Below are 20,632 nucleotides of genomic sequence, written 5' to 3' on the forward strand. Positions count from 1 at the left end.
CTCAGTTGCCGGTCTGGGGCAGGGTCTGAGTGCCGCGCAGGCTTTCTTCACGCAGGTCCTGAATGCCTTGCTGGGCGTTCTGCAGGGCTTTTTCGGCTTTGGCCGCCTGGGTCTTGCGTTCGGCCACGCGGGCATCCCATTCCGCCTGTTCGGCGAGGCGCTTGGCTTCTTCGTAGTTTTCTTCGTGCATCTGCAGCTCGGCTTGCTTGAGCTTGTCCTGCGCCATCTTCATTTCCACGGCAGCGAACTCGGTACCGCCGGCGCTCACGGCGTTGTTCACTGCCGACTGGGTCACGGCGAGCTGTTCGGTGGGCGGGTTGCTGGCGCAACCGACGAGCAGCAGGGAGCCACCGATGGCCAGGGCGGCGAGTTTCCAGCTGTGCAGCGTGGTACGTGGCGATTGGGTGGTGTTGATGATCATGGTTTCAGCTCCATTGCGAGTTTCCTGGTTCAGATTCGGTTCCCATGATGGTCACCAGCCAACACTCGGACCGGGTTTGCGAAGGGCAGTGCGCGAAGGGCGGCATCTGCGCTAGCAATGACCGTTGGTCGGCGCGGCATGTTTTTTCTGAGTCTGGAAAAAGCTGAAACGTTCAAAAAAAATTACAAAATTTGATTTTTACGGCGATTTTCAGCGGTTTAAGCAGCTTGGTGAATTTAATTTCGCACGCGCACAAAGCCGCCCCGCTCCCGATGGGGAGGGGGCGCTGAGCGGGACGGCGTCAGTGGCTGGTGCTGTCCTGCTGGTTCTGCATGTCGTGCAGGTACTTGCGCGACAGCGCCAGGAAGCGCGGTGTAGGGCCGATGTCTTCGTACAGGGGATGGCCTTCTTCATCGGTAGCCACGACCTGGCTGCCCTTCACATAGGGCAGGCTGGTTTCCAGCTCTTCCAGGGCGGCGCCGATCAGCTCGCCGATGATGTCTTCCGGGCGTCGCTTGGGGTACATCTCGGAAAGCGCGGCCAGGCGTGCGGCGGCTTCAAGGTCCAGGTGGATGTGGTAAGGGCTCATGCTCAGGCGGCCCTTTGCATTCTGTTCCCAATGGCGAACAAGCTCGCGAATCTTCATGGTGTCCTCATCCTGTGGCGACTCGTGGTAGGCCACGTTGCGGTCAGGTTGCGGGAGCGGGCCCTTGTGAAGCCCGCCCTTATAAGCCTAGACCGCGTGCAGCGGCCATCGGTTCGGTGTCGAACCCTTGTAAGAACCTGTCGCGCTGGGCACTCTTGAGGCTCAGGGGATCAGCGGAGAGTCAGCCATGGCAGAAATCGACGCGCGTCTGCGCGAGGATGTGCACCAACTCGGCGAGTTGCTCGGCAACACCATCAGCGCCCAGCACGGCGAGGAATTCCTGGCCAAGATCGAACGCATCCGCAAGGGCGCCAAGGCCGCACGGCGCGGCTCGGAGGAGGGCGCCGAACAACTCGCCGCAACCCTCGATGGCCTGGATGACGATGAACTGCTGCCGGTTGCCCGGGCCTTCAACCAGTTCCTTAACCTGGCCAACATCGCCGAGCAGTACCACCGCATTCGCCGCCGCTCGCCGGACGAGCCCGAGCCCTTCGAGTCCCGGGTACTGCCTGAGCTGTTGCAGCGTCTGCTGGCCGGTGGGCACCAGCCCGAGGCGCTGGCCCGGCAGGTCGGCCGGCTGGAGGTCGAGCTGGTACTGACCGCGCACCCGACCGAGGTGGCGCGCCGCACCCTGATCCAGAAATACGACGCGATGGCCGCCCAACTGGCGACCCAGGACCACAGCGACCTTTCGGACGCCGAGCGGGGCGAAGTGGCCGAACGCTTGCAACGCCTGATCGCCGAGGCCTGGCACACCGAGGAAATCCGCCGCAGCCGGCCCAGCCCGGTGGATGAAGCCAAATGGGGCTTCGCGGTGATCGAACATTCCCTGTGGCAGGCGGTGCCGACCGTCCTGCGCAAGGCCGACCAGGCCCTGCACCAGGCCACCGGCCTGCGTCTGCCCCTGGAAGCTGCGCCGATCCGCTTCGCCTCCTGGATGGGCGGCGACCGCGACGGCAACCCCAACGTGACGGCCGCCGTCACCCGGGAGGTGCTGCTGTTGGCGCGCTGGATGGCTGCCGACTTGTACCTGCGCGATGTCGACAGCTTGGCCGCCGAGCTGTCGATGCAACAAGCCAGCCCGGAGCTGCGCGCCCAGGCCGGGGACAGCGCCGAGCCCTATCGCCATGTACTCAAGCAGCTGCGCGAACGCCTGCGTGCCACCCGCGCCTGGGCCCATGAGGCGCTGCATGGCCAGCCGGCCGCCTCGCCAGCCGTGCTGCAGGACAACCGCGACCTGATGGCACCGCTGGAGCTGTGTTTCCAGTCGCTGCATGCCTGCGGCATGGGCGTGATCGCCGATGGCCCTCTGCTGGACTGCCTGCGCCGTGCCGCGACCTTCGGGCTGTTCCTGGTGCGCCTGGACGTGCGCCAGGATTCCACCCGGCATGCCGCGGCGCTGAGCGAAATCACCGATTACCTGGGACTGGGCAACTACGCCGAGTGGGACGAAGACACGCGCCTGGCGTTTCTGCTGACCGAGCTGGAAAGCCGTCGCCCCCTGCTGCCGGGGCATTTCAAACCCAGTGGCGACACCGCGGAGGTGTTGGCCACCTGCCGTGAAGTGGCGGCTGCACCGGCAGCGTCGCTGGGCTCCTACGTGATTTCCATGGCCGGTGCCGCCTCGGATGTCCTGGCGGTGCAACTGCTGCTCAAGGAAGCCGGCCTGCAACGCCCGATGCGTGTGGTGCCGCTGTTCGAAACCCTGGCGGATCTGGACAACGCCGGTGCGGTGATCGACCGCCTGCTGCGTCTGCACGGTTACCGGGCCCGTCTGCACGGTCCGCAGGAAGTGATGATCGGTTATTCCGACTCGGCCAAGGACGCCGGCACCACCGCGGCGGCCTGGGCCCAGTACCGGGCTCAGGAAACCCTGGTGAAGATTTGTGCCGAGCACCAGGTCGAGCTGCTGCTGTTCCACGGCCGCGGCGGCACGGTGGGTCGTGGCGGTGGCCCGGCCCATGCGGCGATCCTGTCGCAACCGCCGGGCTCGGTGGTGGGTCGATTCCGCACCACCGAGCAGGGTGAAATGATTCGTTTCAAATTCGGTCTGCCGGATATCGCCGAGCAAAACCTCAACCTGTACCTGGCCGCCGTGCTCGAAGCCACCCTGTTGCCGCCGCCAACACCGGAGCCCGCCTGGCGCGAGCTGATGGACAAGCTGGCGGCCGATGGCGTTACCGCCTACCGCAGCGTGGTGCGCGAGCACCCACAGTTCGTCGAGTACTTCCGCCAGGCCACGCCGGAGCAGGAGTTGGGCCGCCTGCCCCTGGGCAGCCGCCCGGCCAAGCGCCGGGAGGGCGGGGTGGAGAGCCTGCGGGCGATTCCCTGGATCTTCGCCTGGACCCAGACCCGCCTGATGCTGCCGGCCTGGCTGGGCTGGGACCATGCCCTGGCCAGCGCGTTGCAGCGCGGCGAGGGCCCGTTGCTCGGGCAGATGCGCGAGCACTGGCCGTTCTTCCGCACCCGCATCGACATGCTGGAGATGGTGCTGGCCAAGGCGGATGGGGCGATCGCCCGTTTGTATGACGAGCGCCTGGTCACGCCCGAGCTGCGACCCCTGGGTGCGCATTTACGCGACCTATTGTCGCAGGCCTGTGTCGCGGTACAGGGCCTGACCGGGCAGACGCAGTTGCTCGCGCACAGCCCCGAGACCCTGGAATCGATCAGCGTGCGCAACACCTACCTCGACCCCCTGCACCTGCTCCAGGCGGAGCTGCTGGCCCGTTCCCGGCAGCGTGAAAACGAGGCGGATAGCCCGTTGCAGCAAGCCTTGCTGGTCAGCGTGGCGGGGATCGCCGCGGGGTTGCGCAACACGGGTTGAGGGTGTGACGGAGCGCACCTTTCAGCAGGCTCGCCAAGGTGTTTTCGGCGCCGCCGGGAGCCCGTTTCGGGCCTGCTGAAGGCCCGTGTTCGTCCGACTTTCGGTGGCTTGTGCGGTGGGGGTGTGCTGTGTATCTTGATCGGCCTTTGGCAGTTTGTAGCCTGCTTGCGGCCCTGCTGAACCCTATTCTGAGATTGGCCCCATGAGGCGAGTCCGACGATTACTACTTTAAATCTTGAGGAGCACATCGATGCGCGTGATTCTGTTGGGGGCGCCCGGTGCCGGTAAAGGTACCCAAGCTGGCTTCATCACCAAGAAGTTCGGCATTCCGCAAATCTCCACGGGCGACATGCTGCGCGCAGCGGTCAAGGCCGGCACCGAGCTGGGCCTGGTTGCCAAGAGCGTCATGGACAGCGGTGGCCTGGTCTCCGATGACCTGATCATCAACCTGGTCAAGGAGCGCATCGCTCAGCCGGATTGCGCCAATGGCTTCCTGTTCGACGGCTTCCCGCGCACCATTCCTCAGGCCGAAGCCCTGAAAGAAGCTGGCGTGACCATCGACAACGTGGTCGAGATCGCCGTCGATGACGAAGAAATCGTCGGCCGTATCGCCGGTCGTCGCGTGCACCCGGCATCGGGTCGCGTCTACCACACCGAGCACAACCCGCCGAAAGTCGCCGGCAAGGACGACGAAACCGGTGAAGACCTGATTCAGCGTGAAGACGACAAGGAAGAGACCGTGCGTCATCGCCTGTCGGTCTACCACTCCCAGACCAAGCCGCTGGTGGATTTCTACCAGAAGCTGGCCGCCGCTGAAGGCACCCCGAAGTACAGCGCCATCGCCGGCGTCGGCTCGGTCGACCAGATTACCGCCAAGGTATTCGCTGCCCTGAGCTGATACCCGCGTCGCGGATTGCCAACGGCCCGTTCGCGGGCCGTTGTCGTTTCTGGTTCTCCCGTCGCCTGGCGGGGCACGCAGGTGGAAAAAACAGCGCCAAACCGTTTTAATGCCCGCCCCTTTGCTGTCCGATTGTGAACACGATGACCACTCTGCTGGCCCTGGATACCGCCACCGAAGCCTGCTCCGTCGCCCTGCTGCATGACGGCCGGGTGACCTGTCATTACGAAGTGGCGCCCCGCCTGCATGCCCAGCGCCTGCTGCCGATGATCAAGCAGCTACTGGCCGAGGCCGGTGTGCCGTTGTCGGCCCTGGATGCGATCGCCTTCGGCCGTGGCCCCGGCGCGTTCACTGGTGTGCGCATCGCCATCGGCGTGGTGCAGGGCCTGGCGTTCGCCCTGGACCGTCCGGTGCTGCCGGTGTCGAACCTGGCCGTGCTGGCCCAGCGTTCGCTGCGTGAGCACGGGGCGAACCAGGTGGCGGCTGCCATCGATGCGCGTATGGACGAGGTGTACTGGGGTTGCTACCGCAACGAGCAGGGCGAAATGCGCCTGGCCGGTGTCGAAGCGGTGCTGCCACCGGAACAGGCGAGCCTGCCCCGTGATGCGGCGGGCGACTGGTTCGGTGCGGGGACCGGCTGGGGCAGCTACGCGGCGCGTCTGCCGGTGGCGGTGCAGGGGCGCGACGATGCCCTGTTGCCCCACGCCGAAGACCTGCTGAGCCTGGCGCGCTTCGCCTGGGCCCGGGGCGAGGCCGTGGCGGCCGACGATGCCCAGCCGGTGTACCTGCGTGACAAGGTGGCCTCGCCCAAGCAGCCGGTCTGACCACGCACCGCCTCGTCTCGGCCAGCGCCATTGGTCATGCCGGGAGGCTGGATCGACGATGGCGGATTGCCAAGCCGCGCTGGCGCAGCTAAATTGCCCTCACCTCAACCCGGTTGGCGATCTTCGCCGAGCAGTAACTGATGCGCATCGACGGTTCAATACCTTCCTACTCGCCCGATCGCGGCCCTCGTTCAGGGACGGCCGTCACGCCGTTTCGCGAAGCGCAGCGCGAGGTCGAGGCGCGCCGTGAACAACCTGCGCTGCCGGGCGCTACCCAGGGATTCGAGCAGACGCCGCAGGCCCGCAAGGTCGAAGCCTCCAGTGCCGGTGTCGACAGCTTGCCCGCCCGTGCGCAGAACCTCGGCTACCAGCAAACCCTGAGCAACCGCGCCGCCCAGGCCATTGCCAGCTACAGCAGCACCGCTTCCTTCGCCAGCGAGTCCGACGCGCAGCAGGTGCTGGGTCTCGACCTGTTCGCCTGATCCCGGTTCGGTGAGTACGCCTCCCGCCTATTTCCTCGGTTGCCCCTCCTGGAGCGAAGCCGCCTGGCACGGCAGCATCTACCCCGACGACCTGCGTCCCGCCGAGCGCCTGATCCACTACAGCCGGCTGTTCAACGCGGTCGAGGGCAACACCACCTTCTACGCACGTCCCTCGGCCGACACCGTACTGCGCTGGGCCGAGCAGATGCCTGCCGATTTCCGCTTCTGCGCCAAGCTGCCCCGGGACATCAGCCACGAGGGCGACCTGCGTGACCAGTTTCCCCAGACCGAAGCCTTTCTGAAGCTGCTGGCTCCGCTGGGCGAGCGGGTGGCACCGCTCTGGTTGCAGCTGCCAGCCGCCTTCGGTCCGCCACGGCTGGGGGAGCTGGCGACCTGGCTCGACGCCTTTTCCGGCCGACGGCTGGCGGTGGAGGTGCGGCACCCGGCGTTCTTCGCCAAAGGCGAGGAGGAGCGGGCGCTCAACCGGCTCCTGCATGGCCTGGGCGTGGAGCGTATCTGCCTGGATTCCCGGGCCCTGTTCAGCTGCCAGTCCCGCGATCCGGCGGTGCTGCACGCGCAGTCGAAGAAGCCGCGCCTGCCCATACGCCCGACGGCCTTCAGCGACAGTCCCCAGGTGCGCTTCATCGGCGGTCCCGACCTGACGGCCAACGAGCCGTTCCTCCTGCCCTGGGTGGACAAGGTGGCGGACTGGATCGGCCTGGGCCTGACGCCCTGTGTGTTCCTGCACACCCCGGACAACCACCTGGCCGCTGCCCAGGCCCAGCGTTTTCACACCTTGTTACGAGAACGCCTGCCAGGCCTGCCCGCCCTGAACCAGCCGGACGTCGAGCCGGCGGCGGAGCAACTGGGCCTGCTCTGACGGCGCGCGGGCTTGCCTGGGCGTGCGTTACGCTTCAAGGTGAAGACCATCGAAGCGGAGGACTGATATGCACACGCAGGCGCAACGTGGCGAGGCTTTCCGGGCATTGCACCAACGCGAAGGGTTGCTGATCCTGCCCAATCCCTGGGATGCGGGCTCGGCCAAGCTGCTCGCCAGCCTGGGCTTCGAGGCCCTGGCCACCACCAGCGCCGGCCTGGCCTTCGCCCTTGGGCGACCGGATGCCGAAGGCCGGGTGTCGCGGGACGAGTGCCTGGACAACGCCCGGGCCATCGTCGAGGCCACGGCGCTGCCGGTGGCCGCCGACCTGGAAAATGGCTACGGTGACGCGCCCGAGGCTTGCGCCGAGACCATCGCCCTGGCCGCCCGTATCGGCCTGGTCGGCGGTTCCATCGAAGACGCCAACGGTCTGGCTGCGTCGCCGATCTATCCCCTGAGCCTTGCCGTCGAGCGTATCCAGGCCGCGGTCGAGGCGGCGCGCCGCCTGCCGTTCCCCTTCACCCTGGCGGCCCGGGCGGAAAACTACCTGCATGGCCATGAGGACCTGGACGACACCCTTCGCCGCCTGGTGGCCTATGCCGAAGCGGGGGCGGACGTGCTCTACGCGCCAGGGCTGACCACCCGCGAGGAAATCGCCGCCGTGGTCAGTGCCGTGGCGCCGCGACCGGTGAACGTGCTGGTCGGTTCGCCGGCGTTGCAGCTGTCCTTGCCAGAACTGGCCGAGCTGGGCGTCAAGCGGGTCAGCCTGGGATCGAGCATGGCCCGAACGGCCTACGGGGCGTTCTTCGACGCGGCCCAGGCCTTGGCCAGCCGCGGTAGCCTGGCGGACGTGCAACAGGCCATGCCGTTCGCGACGCTCAACGAGCTGTTCGGGCGCTAAGCGGGTATGGTGCGTTTTTTCTGGCTGTCGTTGCTGGTGGTGTTGGTGGGTGGGCCGCTGGCGGTGCACCAGAAGTGGATCGACATCCCGTCGCGCTGGGACCCTTGGGCGCCGCTGGATATCCGCGACACGCCGAACCTGCTGACCTCCTTCAAACTCTGGCGCCTGCAGGACGACCACGGCCTGTGCGAACAGGCCCTGGCGACGTCACCTTTGCGTTATGTGGCCCTGGCCGACAGCCAGCCGACTCCGGATTGCCCGCTGGAAAACACCGTGCGCGTGCAGGCGTCCGATGTAACCTTCAGCAGCAGTTTCATCGCCACCTGTCCGCTGGCGGCGGCCTTCGCCCTGTTCGAACGGCATGGCCTGCAACCGGCCGCCCGCGAGGTATTCGGGCAGCCGGTCACGCGGGTCGAGCATGTCGGCAGTTTCGCCTGCCGCTCCATCGCCGGCAGCCAGCGCCGCAGCCAGCACGCCAGCGCCAATGCCCTGGATATCGTCGGGTTTCGCCTGGCCGATGGGCGCCGGGTCAGCGTATTGAAGGACTGGCCGGGGGAGGGGGATAACGCACGCTTTCTGCGCCGGGTGCGGGATGCGGCCTGCGACAGCTTCAACACCACCCTCGGGCCGGAATACAACCAGGCCCACCTCGATCATTTCCATGTCGACATGGGCCTGTTCCGCATGTGCCGCTAGCTAGCGACTGGCGAGCAGCAGGTCCGCGGCGGTGCCCGTGCGACCGTCACCGAATTCGAACTGGCCGAGCTGGGCGATCTCGTCGTAGGCCCCCAGGGCGATCTGCACGTCGCGGGCGTCCAGGCGAATGGCGCTGACCCCGGCCTGGGCCAGGCTCTGCGTGTGCTGGCGACCGGCGGCATCGAAGCGCAGCAGGCTCAGGCGCTCGAATACCGCATCCTGGGCGTCGATGCGGCCGTCCTGGTTGTCATCGAACCTGCTCAGCTCGGCGAAACCGTTGCGGGCGCCGTGGTGGTCGCCGAACAGTTCCCGGCCGTCATCGATCCGGCCATTGCCGTTGCGATCCAGCGCCAGCAGGGCATCATCGCCGGTCGGCACGCTGATCTGCTCGCGGCGGCCGTCACCATTCAGGTCGAAGGCGATGCTGCGCTGCAGGCCGCTGGTGCTGAAGCCGTTACCGGCCAGATCGAGCGCCAGCGGATCGGTTTTCTGCGGCTGGGCAGGGACGGTGACGGTCAGGTTCAGTTCGCGCTGTTCCACCACATTCAGGAAGGCTTCGGCCTGCTGGGCGACCTCCAACGGCTCGCTGGCCGGCGCGGCAGCGGGCTCTGGCGCCGGCGCAGGCTCGGGCGGTGGGGCCTCGGGCATCAGGGTGCGGCGCAGGATCTGGTAGTCCAGCGAGTCGCGCAGGCCGGCGTCGAGGTCGCGCTCCAGGTGGGGCAGCGAACCGGTGGGCGTCGTGCGCAGCGCGTGGGTCGTGTCGAACATGTTCAACTCTGTGCGGTCGGGTCTGGCAAAATGCGCGTCATTCGGTTATCGGCGGTCTGTTCGCCGAGATGAACACTTTCTGAGCACATTTCTTCATGACAAACGAACGGCCTATAGCCACTGTCCGCATGGACGCCCTTGCACCGCACCTGGCGGCCGATGCCGCTGCCTGGGCTGCACGCCTGGGTTTGCCGCAGGCAGGGGAGAGCGAGTTCGCCCTGCAACTGGGTGATGCCGGTCTGCAACTGGTGGAGCTGGGGCCCCAGGCGCCGGGCCCGGTGCGGGTGGATTTCGTCGAAGGGGCGGTGGCGCACCGGCGCCTGTTCGGCGGCGGTGCTGGGCAGATGATCGCCAAGGCGGTGGGCGTACAGTCCGGTATTCGCCCGCGGGTGCTGGATGCCACGGCGGGCCTGGGCCGCGATGCGTTCGTGCTGGCCAGCCTCGGCTGTTCGATGACCCTGATCGAGCGCCAGCCGCTGATCGCCGCCTTGCTGGAAGAAGGCCTGGCGCGGGCTGCAGGCGACGCGGAGGTGGGGGCGATCGTGGCGCGCATGCGCCTGCTGACGGGCAACGCCATCGATTTGCTACGCGCCTGGGAGGGCGAGCCGCCCCAGGTGATCTACCTGGACCCGATGTTCCCGCACCGCGACAAGAGTGCGCTGGTGAAGAAGGAGATGCGCCTGTTCCGCCCCTTCGTTGGCGATGACCTGGATGCGCCAGCCTTGCTGGACGCAGCCATGAAGTTGGCCAGCCACCGGGTGGTGGTCAAGCGCCCGCGCAAGGCACCGACCATCGATGGCAACAAGCCCGGCTATGCGTTGGAAGGCAAATCCAGCCGCTACGACATCTATCCGAAGAAGAAGCTCGAAGCCGGCGCCTGAGGGCGCTTCAGCGTGGCCCGTAGGCGCGCATGAACATGCTCACCGAGGCTTCGATGTGCTGTTCCGCGTCCTCGCCCTGCAGCGGCTCGCCGCAGCCCACCAGCAGGCGGAAGTTGGCCCCGCCCTTGACCAGGCAGAAGAACTGGTCGGCGGCGGTCGGCACATCATCGATATCCAGCTGGCCGGCTGCCGTCGCCTGGGCCAGCAGGTGTTCCATGCCGTCCAGCAACCGCTGCGGCCCGGCCTCGTAGAACATCCGTGACAGCTTGGGGCTCTGGCTGCCCTGGCTGACCATGACCCGGTGCAGTTCCACCGACTCGCAGCTGTTGATCAGCACATGGAAGCCACGGGCGATGTTCAGCAGCACGTTCTCGATCCGCGCGCCCTCGGGCAGGGCAAAGAACAGGCCCGGTACCTGCTCTTCGCACTTGGCCTTCACCGCCGCCGAGAACAGGTTCTCCTTGTCGGTGAAATGGCTGTAGACCGTGAGTTTCGACACGCCGGCTTCGGCGGCGATGGCGTCCATGCTGCTGCCGTCGTAACCGTTGCGCAGGAACAGGGTCTTGGCGGCCTCGAGGATCGCGTCGCGCTTGGCGGGGTCTTTGGGGCGGCCTGGGCCGCTGCTCGGCGGCAGCATGGGGGGAGTGCTCACTGGGTTCATCCGGTCGATTGTCCCGCGTGCGCGAACGACGCGCCACGGGCTCGTGATCTTCTGTCGAGGGCACTGCCTTCGACCTGTGCCTCATCCGTCGTGCCGAGCGGCTATCCGCGCCTACCCTGGTTGAAACAATTGAGCACACATCCTGTGTCGGCTGGTCATTTTTAATACTGGACTGATGAGTTTGCTATTTTTACTATACCGGGCAGTATAAATATTCCAAACCTTTGCGAAAGGTCATTCATCATGTTCCGCCATGCGTTGTCCGTCGCCGTCCCGTTCAGTCTGATCGTCCTACTCGCTGCCTGCGGCAATGGCGAGCAGGTCGCCCAAGCCATCCGCCCGGCCATGGTCGTGCAGCCCCAGCTCTCCGCTGAACTGATGGACACCTACCCGGGTGAGGTGCGCGCGCGGCTGGAGCCGGAACTGGCGTTTCGCATCGGCGGCAAGGTGACCAAGCGCCTGGTCGAGGTCGGTGAACTGGTGAAGAAGGACCAGCCGCTGGCCGAACTCGACCCCCAGGACGTGCGCCTGCAACTGGAAGCGACCCGCGCCCAGGTGGCGGCGGCCGAGGCCAACCTGCAGATGGTCCGTGCCGAACGTGACCGCTACAAGACGCTGCTCTCGCGCAACCTGGTCAGCCGCTCGCAGTACGACAACGCGGAAAACCTCTACCGCTCCGGTGAGGCGCGCCTGAAACAGATCAAGGCGGAATTCAACGTGGCCAACAACCAGGCCGGTTATTCCGTGCTGCGCGCCTCGCAGAACGGCGTGATCGCGCGGCGCATGGTCGAGGTCGGCCAGGTGGTCGCCGCCGGCCAGACGGTCTTCACCCTGGCTGCCGACGGCGAGCGCGAGGTGTTGATTAGCCTGCCGGAGCAGGCCTTCGGCCGCTTCAAGGTCGGTCAGGAAGTGGCCGTGGAGCTGTGGTCGCAACCGGACCAGCGCTTCCCGGGGCGCATTCGCGAAATGTCGCCCTCGGCCGACCCGCAGTCGCGCACCTTCGCCGCCCGTGTGGCCTTCACCGACAACGACGTGCCGGCCGAGCTGGGCCAGAGTGCCCGGGTGTTCATCGCCCACCAGGGTGACGTGCCGCTGGCCGTGCCGCTCTCGGCGCTGACTGCCGAGCAGGGCGACCCCTATGTGTGGGTGGTCGATCCGCAGACCTCCACCCTCAAGCGCGCCCCGGTGCGCATCGGCGCCTATGGCGAGAAAACGGTGCCGGTGCTCGAAGGCCTGAAACCCACCGACTGGGTGGTGGTGGCCGGGGTTCAGGTGCTGCGTGAAGGGCAGGAGGTGCGACCGGTCGACCGCGACAACCGCGTGGTCGAGCTGGCGGCCAAGGAGTAATCCCGATGGATTTCAACCTCTCCGCCTGGGCGCTGCGCAATCGCCAGATCGTTCTCTACATCATGCTGCTGCTCGGTATCGTCGGGGCGCTGTCCTACAACAAGCTGGGGCAGAGCGAAGACCCGCCGTTCACCTTCAAGGCCATGGTCATCCGCACCAACTGGCCGGGGGCGAGCGCCGAGGAAGTGGCGCGCCAGGTCACCGAGCGCATCGAAAAGAAACTGATGGAGACCGGCGAGTACGACAAGCTCATCTCCTTCTCGCGGCCCGGCGAATCCCAGGTGACCTTCCTGGCCCGCGATTCGATGCACTCCAAGCAGATTCCCGAGCTGTGGTACCAGGTCCGCAAGAAGATCAGCGACATTCGCCACACCTTGCCCCAGGGCATCCAGGGGCCGTTCTTCAACGACGAATTCGGCACCACCTTCGGCAACATCTACGCGCTGACCGGGGACGGTTTCGACTACGCCGTGCTCAAGGATTACGCCGACCGCATCCAATTGCAGCTGCAGCGGGTCAAGGACGTGGGCAAGGTCGAGCTGCTCGGGCTGCAGGACGAGAAGATCTGGATCGAACTGTCCAACACCAAGCTGGCCACCCTCGGTCTGCCCCTGGCGGCGGTGCAGCAGGCCCTGGAAGAACAGAACGCGGTGGCGGCGGCAGGCTTCTTCGAAACCGCCAGCGACCGCGTGCAACTGCGGGTGACCGGGCGTTTCGAGTCGGTGGCGGAAATCCGCAACTTCCCGATCCGGGTGGGCGATCGCACCTTCCGCATCGGCGATGTGGCCGAGGTCAAGCGTGGCTTCAATGACCCGCCCGCGCCGCGCATGCGCTTCATGGGCGAGGACGCCCTGGGCCTGGCCGTCTCGATGAAGGACGGCGGTGACATCCTGGTGCTGGGCGAGGCCCTGCAAGGCGAGTTCGCCCGGCTTCAGGAAACCCTGCCGGTAGGCATGCAGCTGCGCAAGGTGTCCGACCAGCCCGCCGCGGTGAAAACCGGGGTCGGCGAGTTCGTGCGGGTGCTCACCGAGGCCCTGATCATCGTGCTGCTGGTGAGCTTCTTCTCCCTCGGCCTGCGCACCGGACTGGTGGTGGCACTGTCGATCCCGCTGGTGCTGGCGATGACCTTCGCCGCCATGTACTACCTGGGCATCGGCCTGCACAAGATTTCCCTGGGGGCGCTGGTGCTGGCGCTGGGGTTGCTGGTGGACGACGCGATCATTGCCGTGGAAATGATGGCGATCAAGATGGAGCAGGGCTACGACCGGCTCAAGGCCGCGGCCTACGCCTGGACCAGCACGGCCTTCCCGATGCTCACCGGGACCCTGATCACCGCCGCGGGCTTCCTGCCGATCGCCACCGCGCAATCCGGTACCGGCGAGTACACCCGTTCGATCTTCCAGGTGGTGACCATCGCCCTGGTGGTGTCGTGGATCGCCGCCGTGGTGTTCGTGCCCTACCTGGGCGCCAAGCTGCTGCCTGACCTGGCCAAGCTGCACGCCGCCAAGCACGGCGGCAGCGACCAGGGCCACGACCCGTATTCCACGCCCTTCTACCAGCGGGTTCGCCGCGCGGTGGAGTGGTGCGTGCGGCGCCGCAAGACGGTGATCGTGCTGACCCTGGGCCTGTTCGTCGCCTCGATCCTGCTGTTCCGCTTCGTGCCCCAGCAGTTCTTCCCGGCTTCCGGCCGCCTGGAACTGATGGTTGACCTCAAGCTCGCCGAAGGTGCCTCGCTGAAGGCGACCGAAGAGCAGGTCAAACGCCTGGAAACCCTGCTCAGCAAGCACGACGGCATCGACAACTACGTGGCCTACGTGGGCACCGGCTCGCCGCGCTTCTACCTGCCGCTGGACCAGCAACTGCCGGCCGCCAGCTTTGCCCAGTTCGTGGTACTGGCCAAGACCATCGAGGACCGCGAGGAAATCCGCAGCTGGCTGATCGAGACGGTCAACGAACAGTTCCCGGCGTTGCGTACCCGCATTTCGCGCCTGGAGAACGGCCCGCCCGTGGGCTACCCGGTGCAGTTCCGGGTGTCCGGCGAGCACATCGACGAGGTGCGTGATCTGGCCCGCCAGGTCGCTGACAAGGTGCGCGAGAACCCCCATGTGGTCAACGTGCACCTGGACTGGGAGGAGCCGAGCAAGGTGGTGCGCCTGAACATCGACCAGGAGCGCGCCCGTGCCCTGGGCGTGAGCACCGCCGACCTGTCGCAGTTCCTGCAGAGCTCGCTGACCGGCTCGCCGGTCAGCCAGTACCGCGAGGGCAACGAGCTGATCGAGATCCTGCTGCGTGGCACCCTCAGCGAGCGCCAGGAGCTGGGCCTGCTGCCGAGCCTGGCGGTGCCCACCGACAACGGCATGAGCGTGCCGCTGTCGCAGATCGCGACCCTGGAGTACGGCTTCGAAGAAGGCATCATCTGGCACCGCAACCGCCTGCCGACGGTGACCGTGCGCGCGGACATCTACGGCAAGGAACAGCCGGCCAGCCTGGTGGCGCAGATCCTGCCGACCCTGGAGCCGATCCGCGCCGAACTGCCGTCCGGCTACCTGCTCGATGTGGGCGGCACGGTGGAAGACGCCAGCCGCGGTCAGAGGTCGGTGAACGCCGGGGTGCCACTGTTCATCGTGGTGGTGCTGACGCTGCTGATGCTGCAGCTCAAGAGCTTCTCGCGCTCGGCGATGGTGTTCCTCACGGCTCCACTGGGGTTGATCGGGGTGACGCTGTTCCTGCTGATCTTCCGCCAGCCCTTCGGTTTCGTCGCCATGCTCGGCACCATCGCCCTGTCGGGGATGATCATGCGCAACTCGGTGATCCTGGTGGACCAGATCGAGCAGGACATCGAGGCCGGTCTGGACCGCTGGCACGCCATCATCGAAGCCACGGTGCGGCGTTTCCGCCCGATCGTGCTGACCGCCCTGGCGGCGGTGCTGGCGATGATCCCGCTGTCGCGCAGCGTGTTCTTCGGGCCGATGGCGGTGGCGATCATGGGGGGGCTGATCGTCGCCACCGCGCTGACCCTGCTGTTCCTGCCGGCGCTGTATGCGGCGTGGTTCCGGGTCAAGGAGACGCCGCGCCCGGCAGCCTGAGCCCTGAAACGAAAAAGCCCGGTCAATCGACCGGGCTTTTTCTTGGGCGGGATTCGGCGATCAGAGGGCGCCGAATACCTTCTTGGCCAGGCTGGTGGCGGCACCGGCCGGGTTCTGGCGGATGCTGGCTTCCTGCTTGGCGATCATCTCGAACAGGCCATTGAGCGCCTGCTCGGTCACGTAGCTTTCGATGTTGGCGCTCTTGGCGTCGATCACCCCGAAGCTCGCGGCCTGGCCGGCGAAGCTGTTGTACTGCTTGGCCAGGCCGACCTGGTCGGTGGCCTGCTTGACGATGGGCAGGAACTTGGCGCGAATCTGCTCGCGGCTGGTCTTGTTCAGGTACTGGGTGGCGGAGTCCTCGGGGCCGATGAGGATGCCCTTGGCGTCCTGCACGGTCATCTTCTTCACCGAATCCACCAGCAGCGCCTGAGCCTGCGGCACGGCGGCCTCGGCGGCCTTGTTCATGCTGGCTTCCAACTGATCGACCTGGGCGCCCATGCCCATCATCTTCATGGTCTTGGCGGCCTTGCCCAGGTTGCCCGGCAGCTCGATGCGCACCTCGGGGTTGTTGTTGAAACCGCCCGGCTTGCCCAGTTGCTGCACCGCGACCTTGGCGCCCTGGGTCAGGGCGTCCTTGAGGCCGCCGCTGGCGTCGCTCTGGCTGAGGTCGGCGAGGGACAGGGCAAAGGTGTGGGAAGACAGGGCGAGGCCAGCGGCCAGGACGATGGTACGCAGCATGGTGAGCATCCTTGTGAAGGGGGCAGTGAATTGAGCTTAACAGGCCGTTGAAAAACTACCTATGCGACGCAGAGGGGCGCCGGAGGCAGCGAGGGCAGGGCGCCCTCGCTGTCGGGACGATCACAGCGGATCGACGGCATCCTCGCTGCGGTCCATCGCCACCTGGCGGATCGACAGGCGAATCTCGGCCGGCAGCACGCGCTTGGCCGCGCCTTCGGCCAGTTCGTTGAGCAGCGGGTGGTGGCTCAGCTTGCCGGCCTCGTCGCGGCGCAGCACGCCCTGGTCCAGCAGGCTCTGGATGAAGTGGCGGAACAGGCTCTTGTCGAAGAACTCCGGGGCATTGAGGCCGTGGAGGATCGACAGGCGCTGGGCCATCACGGTGCACAGGTCTTCCAGTTCTTCGGCGCTGATCGCGTTCTGCCCGGCATTGAGCAGCAGGGCGATGGCCATGTAGAAACGCTGCAGGGTCTGGGCGATGGCGCGCGACAGCAGGGTCAGCAGCACGAAGTGGCGCGAACTCGGGGCCGGGCGCACGTACACGTCGTTCTCGAACTTGAGCAGGCCTTGTTCGACGAACGCCGCCAGCCACTGGTCGACCACCGCGTCCAGCTCCTCCGGGCTCCAGCGGATGAACAGCTCCGACTGCAGGTACGGGTACAGCGCGTGGGTGAAGCGCAGGATCTGCTCGCGGCTGATCCGCGCGCTGCTCTGGAAGAAGCTCGCCAGCAGCGCCGGCAGGGCGAAGATGTGCAGCACGTTGTTGCGGTAGTAGGTCATCAGGACGGCGTTCTGCTCGTCCAGGTAGAGGATCTTGCCCAGGGCGTCCTTCTGCTCGGCCAGCAGGTCCATGCCCTGCACATACTCGATCAGCGTCTTGCCGTCGCCGGCGGGCAGGGTGGTGTGCGGCGAGTACGGCACCGCGCGCAGCAGCGCCAGGTACAGGTCGAGCACCCGGGCCAGGGCACGGTCGTCCAGGGCCAGCTTGCTGGTGGAGAGCAGCGCCAGGGCCACCAGGTTGACCGGGTTGACCGCCGCAGCTTCGTTCAGGTGCTGGGCCACGCGCTCGCCCAGGCGGTTGGTGGTCTCGTTGAGCCAGCCTGGGCGGAACTGTGGCCCCAGGTCCTGTTCGCGCCAAGCGGGCTGCTGCTGGTCGAGGAATTCGCCGAGCTTGATCGGCTCGCCGAAGTTGACCCAGACGTGGCCGAAGCGCTGCTTGAGGGCACCGATGACCTTGAAAATGTCGAAGATCGATTCCTTCTTCTTGCTCGCGCCGCGCAGCTCGCCCAGGTAGGTGCGGCCTTCCAGGACCCGCTCGTAGCCGATGTAGACCGGCACGAAGACCACTGGCATGCGGTGGTCGCGCAGGTAGCTGCGCAGGGTGATGGCGAGCATGCCGGTCTTGGGCTGCAGCATGCGCCCGGTGCGCGAGCGGCCGCCTTCGACGAAGTACTCCACCGGGAAGCCCTTGCTGAACAGGGTGTGCAGGTACTCGTTGAACACCGCGGTGTACAGCGGGTTGCCCTTGAACGTGCGGCGCATGAAGAAGGCGCCGCCCCGGCGCAGCAGGCCGCCGATCACCGGCATGTTGAGGTTGATGCCGGCGGCGATGTGCGGCGGGGTCAGGCCGTTGCGGAACAGCAGGTAGGACAGCAGCAGGTAGTCGATGTGGCTGCGGTGGCAGGGCACGTAGATCACCTCGTGGCCCTGGGCGACGTCCTGCACGCCTTCGATGTTGTTGACCTTGATGCCGTCGTAGATCTTGTTCCAGAACCAGGAAAGCACCAGCTCCAGGAAGCGGATCACCGTGTAGGTGTAGTCCGAGGCGATCTCGTTGCCGTAGCGCAGGGCCTGGGCCTCGGCCTTCTCGATGCTGATCTTCTCGCGCTCGGCTTCTTCGAGGATCGCCTGGCGCACTTGCGGGCCATGGATCAGGCCCTTGACCAGGTTGCGTCGGTGCGACACGTCCGGGCCGATGACCGCGGTCTTCTGGTTGCGGAAATGCACGCGCAGGATGCGGTGCACCATGCGCAAGGTGCGCTCGTGCCCCTTGTCCTGCTCCACCAGCTCGCGCAGGTGAATCGGCGTGGAGAACTGCACGCGGGTCTTGCGCCCCAGGATCAGGATGCTGACCAGACGACGCAGGCGCCCGGTGACCGCCCAGCTGTCGGCGAACAGCAGTTTCCAGGCGCTGGTCTCACGGTCCGGCGACTGGCCCCAGAACACGCTGACCGGCACGATCTGCGCGTCGTCCACGGCGTGCTGGCTGAGGGCGCTGACCACCCGCTCCAGGGTGGGCGAGATGCCGCGTTTGTCGTGACCGCCCAACCAGCCCGGCTCGGGGGTCAGGTAGAAGAACGCCGCCGGCTCGATCAGATCGCCCACCGCCACCGGCACCACTGGCCGTGGCAGGCCGGCCTTGCGGCACTCGGTGTCGACCACGGCCAGGTCGCTCAGCGAGGGCTGCTGCAGCACGAAGAACACCGGTTTGCTGCGGTCGAGCTTGAGGGTGAAGGCCGACTGGTTGATGGTTTCCGAGCGTACCCAGAGGTACAGGACGCGGCGCAGGGCACCGAACACGAGGCGGCGAAACGGGGAGCGGGTCATACGGAGTCTGCTGGCTATGCAAAACGAGCGGTGCTCGGGGCGGGTAGTGTGCCGCAACGGCTGCCTGCCGGCAAAATCTTGTAACCACGGCCCGGTCGCGCCGAACGGCTGCGATCGGACGGGCCCGAGCGGCTCTGCAGCGGGGCTTGCGCCACTCCAGCGATGACCGTTGAGGCGGCAGAGCGCTACGCAGGTCGTGACCGCCGGGTTCCTGGCTTGCACTGCCAACGGCCGACTCCTTATAGTCCCGCCCGCATAAAAAGGCCCGTCTCGCCGCTGTACGGGTAGCGAGCAGGGCCTGATACCGCAATGGTGAGAGGCCATGATCGAAATAAAAAACCTGACCAAGCGTTTCGCACAGCACACCGCTGTGGACGACCTGTCTTTCAGCGTCAAGCAAGGGGAAGTGCTGGGTTTTCTCGGCCCGAACGGCGCCGGTAAATCCACCACCATGAAGATGCTCACCGGCTTCCTGGCCCCGACCTCGGGTACCGCCAGTGTCCTGGGCTTCGATATCCGCACCGCCACCCTCAAGGCCCAGCAGCAGATCGGTTATCTGCCCGAAGGCGCGCCGTGCTACGGCGACATGACGGTGCGCAGCTTTCTCGAGTTCATCGCCGAGGTGCGCGGTTTCCGCCGGGCCGAGAAGGCCCAGCGGGTCCAGCGTGCAGTCGAGCAGGTGGAGCTGCAGAACGTCCTGGAGCAGTCCATCGAAACCCTGTCCAAGGGCTTCAAGCGCCGGGTCGGCCTGGCCCAGGCGATCCTGCACGACCCCAAGGTGCTGATCCTCGACGAGCCCACCGACGGCCTCGATCCCAACCAGAAACACCAAGTGCGCAAACTGATCCAGAGCCTGGCCGCCGACAAGATCGTGATCATTTCCACCCATATCCTCGAAGAGGTCAGCGCGGTCTGCACCCGTGCGGTGGTGATCGCCGGCGGCAAGCTGCTGGCCGATGGCACGCCGCTGGAACTGGAGAGCCGTTCGCGCTACCACCAGGCGGTGACCCTGGTGGCGGATGAGCCGCTGGACCATGCCGCCCTGGCGGCGCTGCCAGGTGTGGCCGGTGTGGAAGACAACCTGGCCGAGCACAGCGTCAGCGTGCTGGCCGAGCCGGGGGCGGTGATCTTCCCGCAGGTCAATGCGCTGATCGCCGAGCGCGGCTGGCGGGTCAGGGAGTTGAATGTCGAGCGCGGGCGGCTGGATGAAGTGTTCCGCAGCCTGACCCGTGGGGAGGTGGTATGAGTCAGTTGCCGGTTGTATTCAAGCGCGAGCTGGCGAGCTATTTCGCCACGACGCTGGCCTATGTGTTCATCGTGATCTTCCTGGTGCTGTCCGGGGTGTTCACCTTCTACCTCGGCGGTTTCTTCGAGAGCGGCCAGGCCGACCTCACGCCGTTCTTCAATTTCCACCCCTGGCTGTACCTGTTCCTGGTGCCGGCCATCGCCATGCGGCTGTGGGCCGAGGAGCGCAAGTCCGGTACCATCGAGCTGCTGATGACCCTGCCGATCACCCGCTTCGACGCGGTCACCGGCAAGTTCCTGGCGGCCTGGGTGTTCGCCGGCCTGGCGCTGCTGCTGACCTTCCCGATGATCATCACCGTCAACTACCTGGGTGAGCCGGACAACGGCGCGATCATCACCGGCTACATCGGCAGCTGGCTGCTGGCCGGCGCCTACCTGGCCATCGGCTCGTGCATGTCGGCCCTGGCGAAGAACCAGGTAATTGCTTTCATCCTGGCGGTCAGCGTGTGTTTCCTGTTCATCGTCAGCGGCTTCCCCATGGTGCTCGACGGCTTCAGCGGCTGGGCGCCGCAGTGGCTGATCGATGCCGTGGCGTCGCTGAGCTTCCTCACCCGTTTCGATGCCATCAGCAAGGGCGTGATCGACCTGCGTGACCTGCTGTACTTCATCACCCTGATCGCGGCCTGGCTGGCGGCGACGGCGGTGGTCATCGACCTGAAAAAAGCCGACTGAG

The 20,632-nt window shown here is 66.3% G+C and carries 18 protein-coding genes; 12 read left to right on the forward strand and 6 right to left on the reverse strand.

Annotated features, from left to right (window positions below):
- Position 1 precedes the first annotated feature (1 nt).
- Both N5C28_RS15165 and N5C28_RS15170 read right to left on the reverse strand, forming a co-directional pair.
- Positions 2–421, reverse strand: coding sequence for a DUF4398 domain-containing protein (locus N5C28_RS15165; RefSeq protein WP_279823511.1), 420 nt, complete (start codon positions 419–421; stop codon positions 2–4).
- A gap of 301 nt (positions 422–722) precedes the next feature.
- Positions 723–1,067 (reverse strand): pilin assembly protein, encoded by a 345-nt coding sequence (locus tag N5C28_RS15170; protein WP_279823512.1) that lies wholly within the window; start codon positions 1,065–1,067, stop codon positions 723–725.
- 187 nt (positions 1,068–1,254) lie between these two features.
- Between N5C28_RS15170 and ppc the strand changes: the two genes are divergently transcribed.
- The 7 genes from ppc (at position 1,255) to N5C28_RS15205 (ending at position 8,569) form a co-directional block, all read left to right on the forward strand.
- The gene (gene ppc / locus N5C28_RS15175) at positions 1,255–3,891 is read left to right on the forward strand and encodes a phosphoenolpyruvate carboxylase (protein ID WP_279823513.1); all 2,637 of its coding nucleotides are present in this window, start codon (positions 1,255–1,257) and stop codon (positions 3,889–3,891) included.
- A gap of 250 nt (positions 3,892–4,141) precedes the next feature.
- Positions 4,142–4,789 (forward strand): adenylate kinase, encoded by a 648-nt coding sequence (gene adk / locus N5C28_RS15180; RefSeq protein ID WP_279823514.1) that lies wholly within the window; start codon positions 4,142–4,144, stop codon positions 4,787–4,789.
- A 143-nt stretch (positions 4,790–4,932) separates the two neighbouring features.
- A complete protein-coding gene (gene tsaB, locus N5C28_RS15185) occupies positions 4,933–5,613 on the forward strand; it encodes a tRNA (adenosine(37)-N6)-threonylcarbamoyltransferase complex dimerization subunit type 1 TsaB (RefSeq protein ID WP_279823515.1) in 681 nt (226 codons plus the stop codon).
- A 140-nt stretch (positions 5,614–5,753) separates the two neighbouring features.
- Entirely contained in the window at positions 5,754–6,095 is a 342-nt protein-coding gene (locus N5C28_RS15190; protein ID WP_279823516.1) for a hypothetical protein, read from the forward strand.
- Between the two features lie 10 nt (positions 6,096–6,105).
- On the forward strand, positions 6,106–6,975 hold the full coding sequence (locus N5C28_RS15195) for a DUF72 domain-containing protein (RefSeq protein WP_279823517.1): 870 nt from the start codon (positions 6,106–6,108) through the stop codon (positions 6,973–6,975).
- Positions 6,976–7,042: 67 nt separating this feature from the next.
- Positions 7,043–7,873 (forward strand): isocitrate lyase/phosphoenolpyruvate mutase family protein, encoded by an 831-nt coding sequence (locus N5C28_RS15200; protein WP_279823518.1) that lies wholly within the window; start codon positions 7,043–7,045, stop codon positions 7,871–7,873.
- Between the two features lie 6 nt (positions 7,874–7,879).
- Positions 7,880–8,569 (forward strand): extensin family protein, encoded by a 690-nt coding sequence (locus N5C28_RS15205; protein WP_279823519.1) that lies wholly within the window; start codon positions 7,880–7,882, stop codon positions 8,567–8,569.
- On the opposite strand, the gene N5C28_RS15210 is transcribed toward N5C28_RS15205, so the two are convergent.
- Positions 8,570–9,337, reverse strand: coding sequence for a hypothetical protein (locus N5C28_RS15210; RefSeq protein WP_279823520.1), 768 nt, complete (start codon positions 9,335–9,337; stop codon positions 8,570–8,572). It abuts the gene before it with no gap.
- 128 nt (positions 9,338–9,465) lie between these two features.
- On the opposite strand from N5C28_RS15210, the gene N5C28_RS15215 reads away from it, so the two are divergent.
- Positions 9,466–10,218 carry a class I SAM-dependent methyltransferase gene (locus N5C28_RS15215; RefSeq protein ID WP_279823521.1) on the forward strand — a complete coding sequence of 251 codons (753 nt, stop codon included), beginning with the start codon at positions 9,466–9,468 and terminating at the stop codon, positions 10,216–10,218.
- Positions 10,219–10,225: 7 nt separating this feature from the next.
- Here N5C28_RS15215 and N5C28_RS15220 read toward each other — a convergent pair whose 3' ends face one another.
- Positions 10,226–10,855 (reverse strand): TetR/AcrR family transcriptional regulator, encoded by a 630-nt coding sequence (locus N5C28_RS15220; protein ID WP_279823748.1) that lies wholly within the window; start codon positions 10,853–10,855, stop codon positions 10,226–10,228.
- A 267-nt stretch (positions 10,856–11,122) separates the two neighbouring features.
- On the opposite strand from N5C28_RS15220, the gene N5C28_RS15225 reads away from it, so the two are divergent.
- A complete protein-coding gene (locus N5C28_RS15225) occupies positions 11,123–12,226 on the forward strand; it encodes an efflux RND transporter periplasmic adaptor subunit (protein WP_279823522.1) in 1,104 nt (367 codons plus the stop codon).
- 5 nt (positions 12,227–12,231) lie between these two features.
- Positions 12,232–15,312, forward strand: coding sequence for an efflux RND transporter permease subunit (locus N5C28_RS15230; RefSeq protein ID WP_279823523.1), 3,081 nt, complete (start codon positions 12,232–12,234; stop codon positions 15,310–15,312).
- Positions 15,313–15,372: 60 nt separating this feature from the next.
- Here the strand turns inward: N5C28_RS15230 and N5C28_RS15235 are convergent, their stop codons facing one another.
- On the reverse strand, positions 15,373–16,050 hold the full coding sequence (locus N5C28_RS15235) for a DUF4197 domain-containing protein (RefSeq protein ID WP_279823525.1): 678 nt from the start codon (positions 16,048–16,050) through the stop codon (positions 15,373–15,375).
- 120 nt (positions 16,051–16,170) lie between these two features.
- On the reverse strand, positions 16,171–18,654 hold the full coding sequence (plsB, locus tag N5C28_RS15240) for a glycerol-3-phosphate 1-O-acyltransferase PlsB (protein ID WP_279823526.1): 2,484 nt from the start codon (positions 18,652–18,654) through the stop codon (positions 16,171–16,173).
- A 322-nt stretch (positions 18,655–18,976) separates the two neighbouring features.
- On the opposite strand from plsB, the gene N5C28_RS15245 reads away from it, so the two are divergent.
- Complete coding sequence (locus N5C28_RS15245) at positions 18,977–19,900, forward strand: ATP-binding cassette domain-containing protein (protein WP_279823527.1); 924 nt, start codon at positions 18,977–18,979, stop codon at positions 19,898–19,900.
- Positions 19,897–20,631, forward strand: coding sequence for an ABC transporter permease subunit (locus N5C28_RS15250; protein ID WP_279823529.1), 735 nt, complete (start codon positions 19,897–19,899; stop codon positions 20,629–20,631). The genes N5C28_RS15245 and N5C28_RS15250 overlap by 4 nt, the downstream gene beginning before the upstream one ends.
- The last annotated feature ends 1 nt before the right edge of the window (position 20,632 follow it).

This window comes from Pseudomonas sp. GD03944 (assembly GCF_029839275.1).
Classification (GTDB): domain Bacteria; phylum Pseudomonadota; class Gammaproteobacteria; order Pseudomonadales; family Pseudomonadaceae; genus Aquipseudomonas.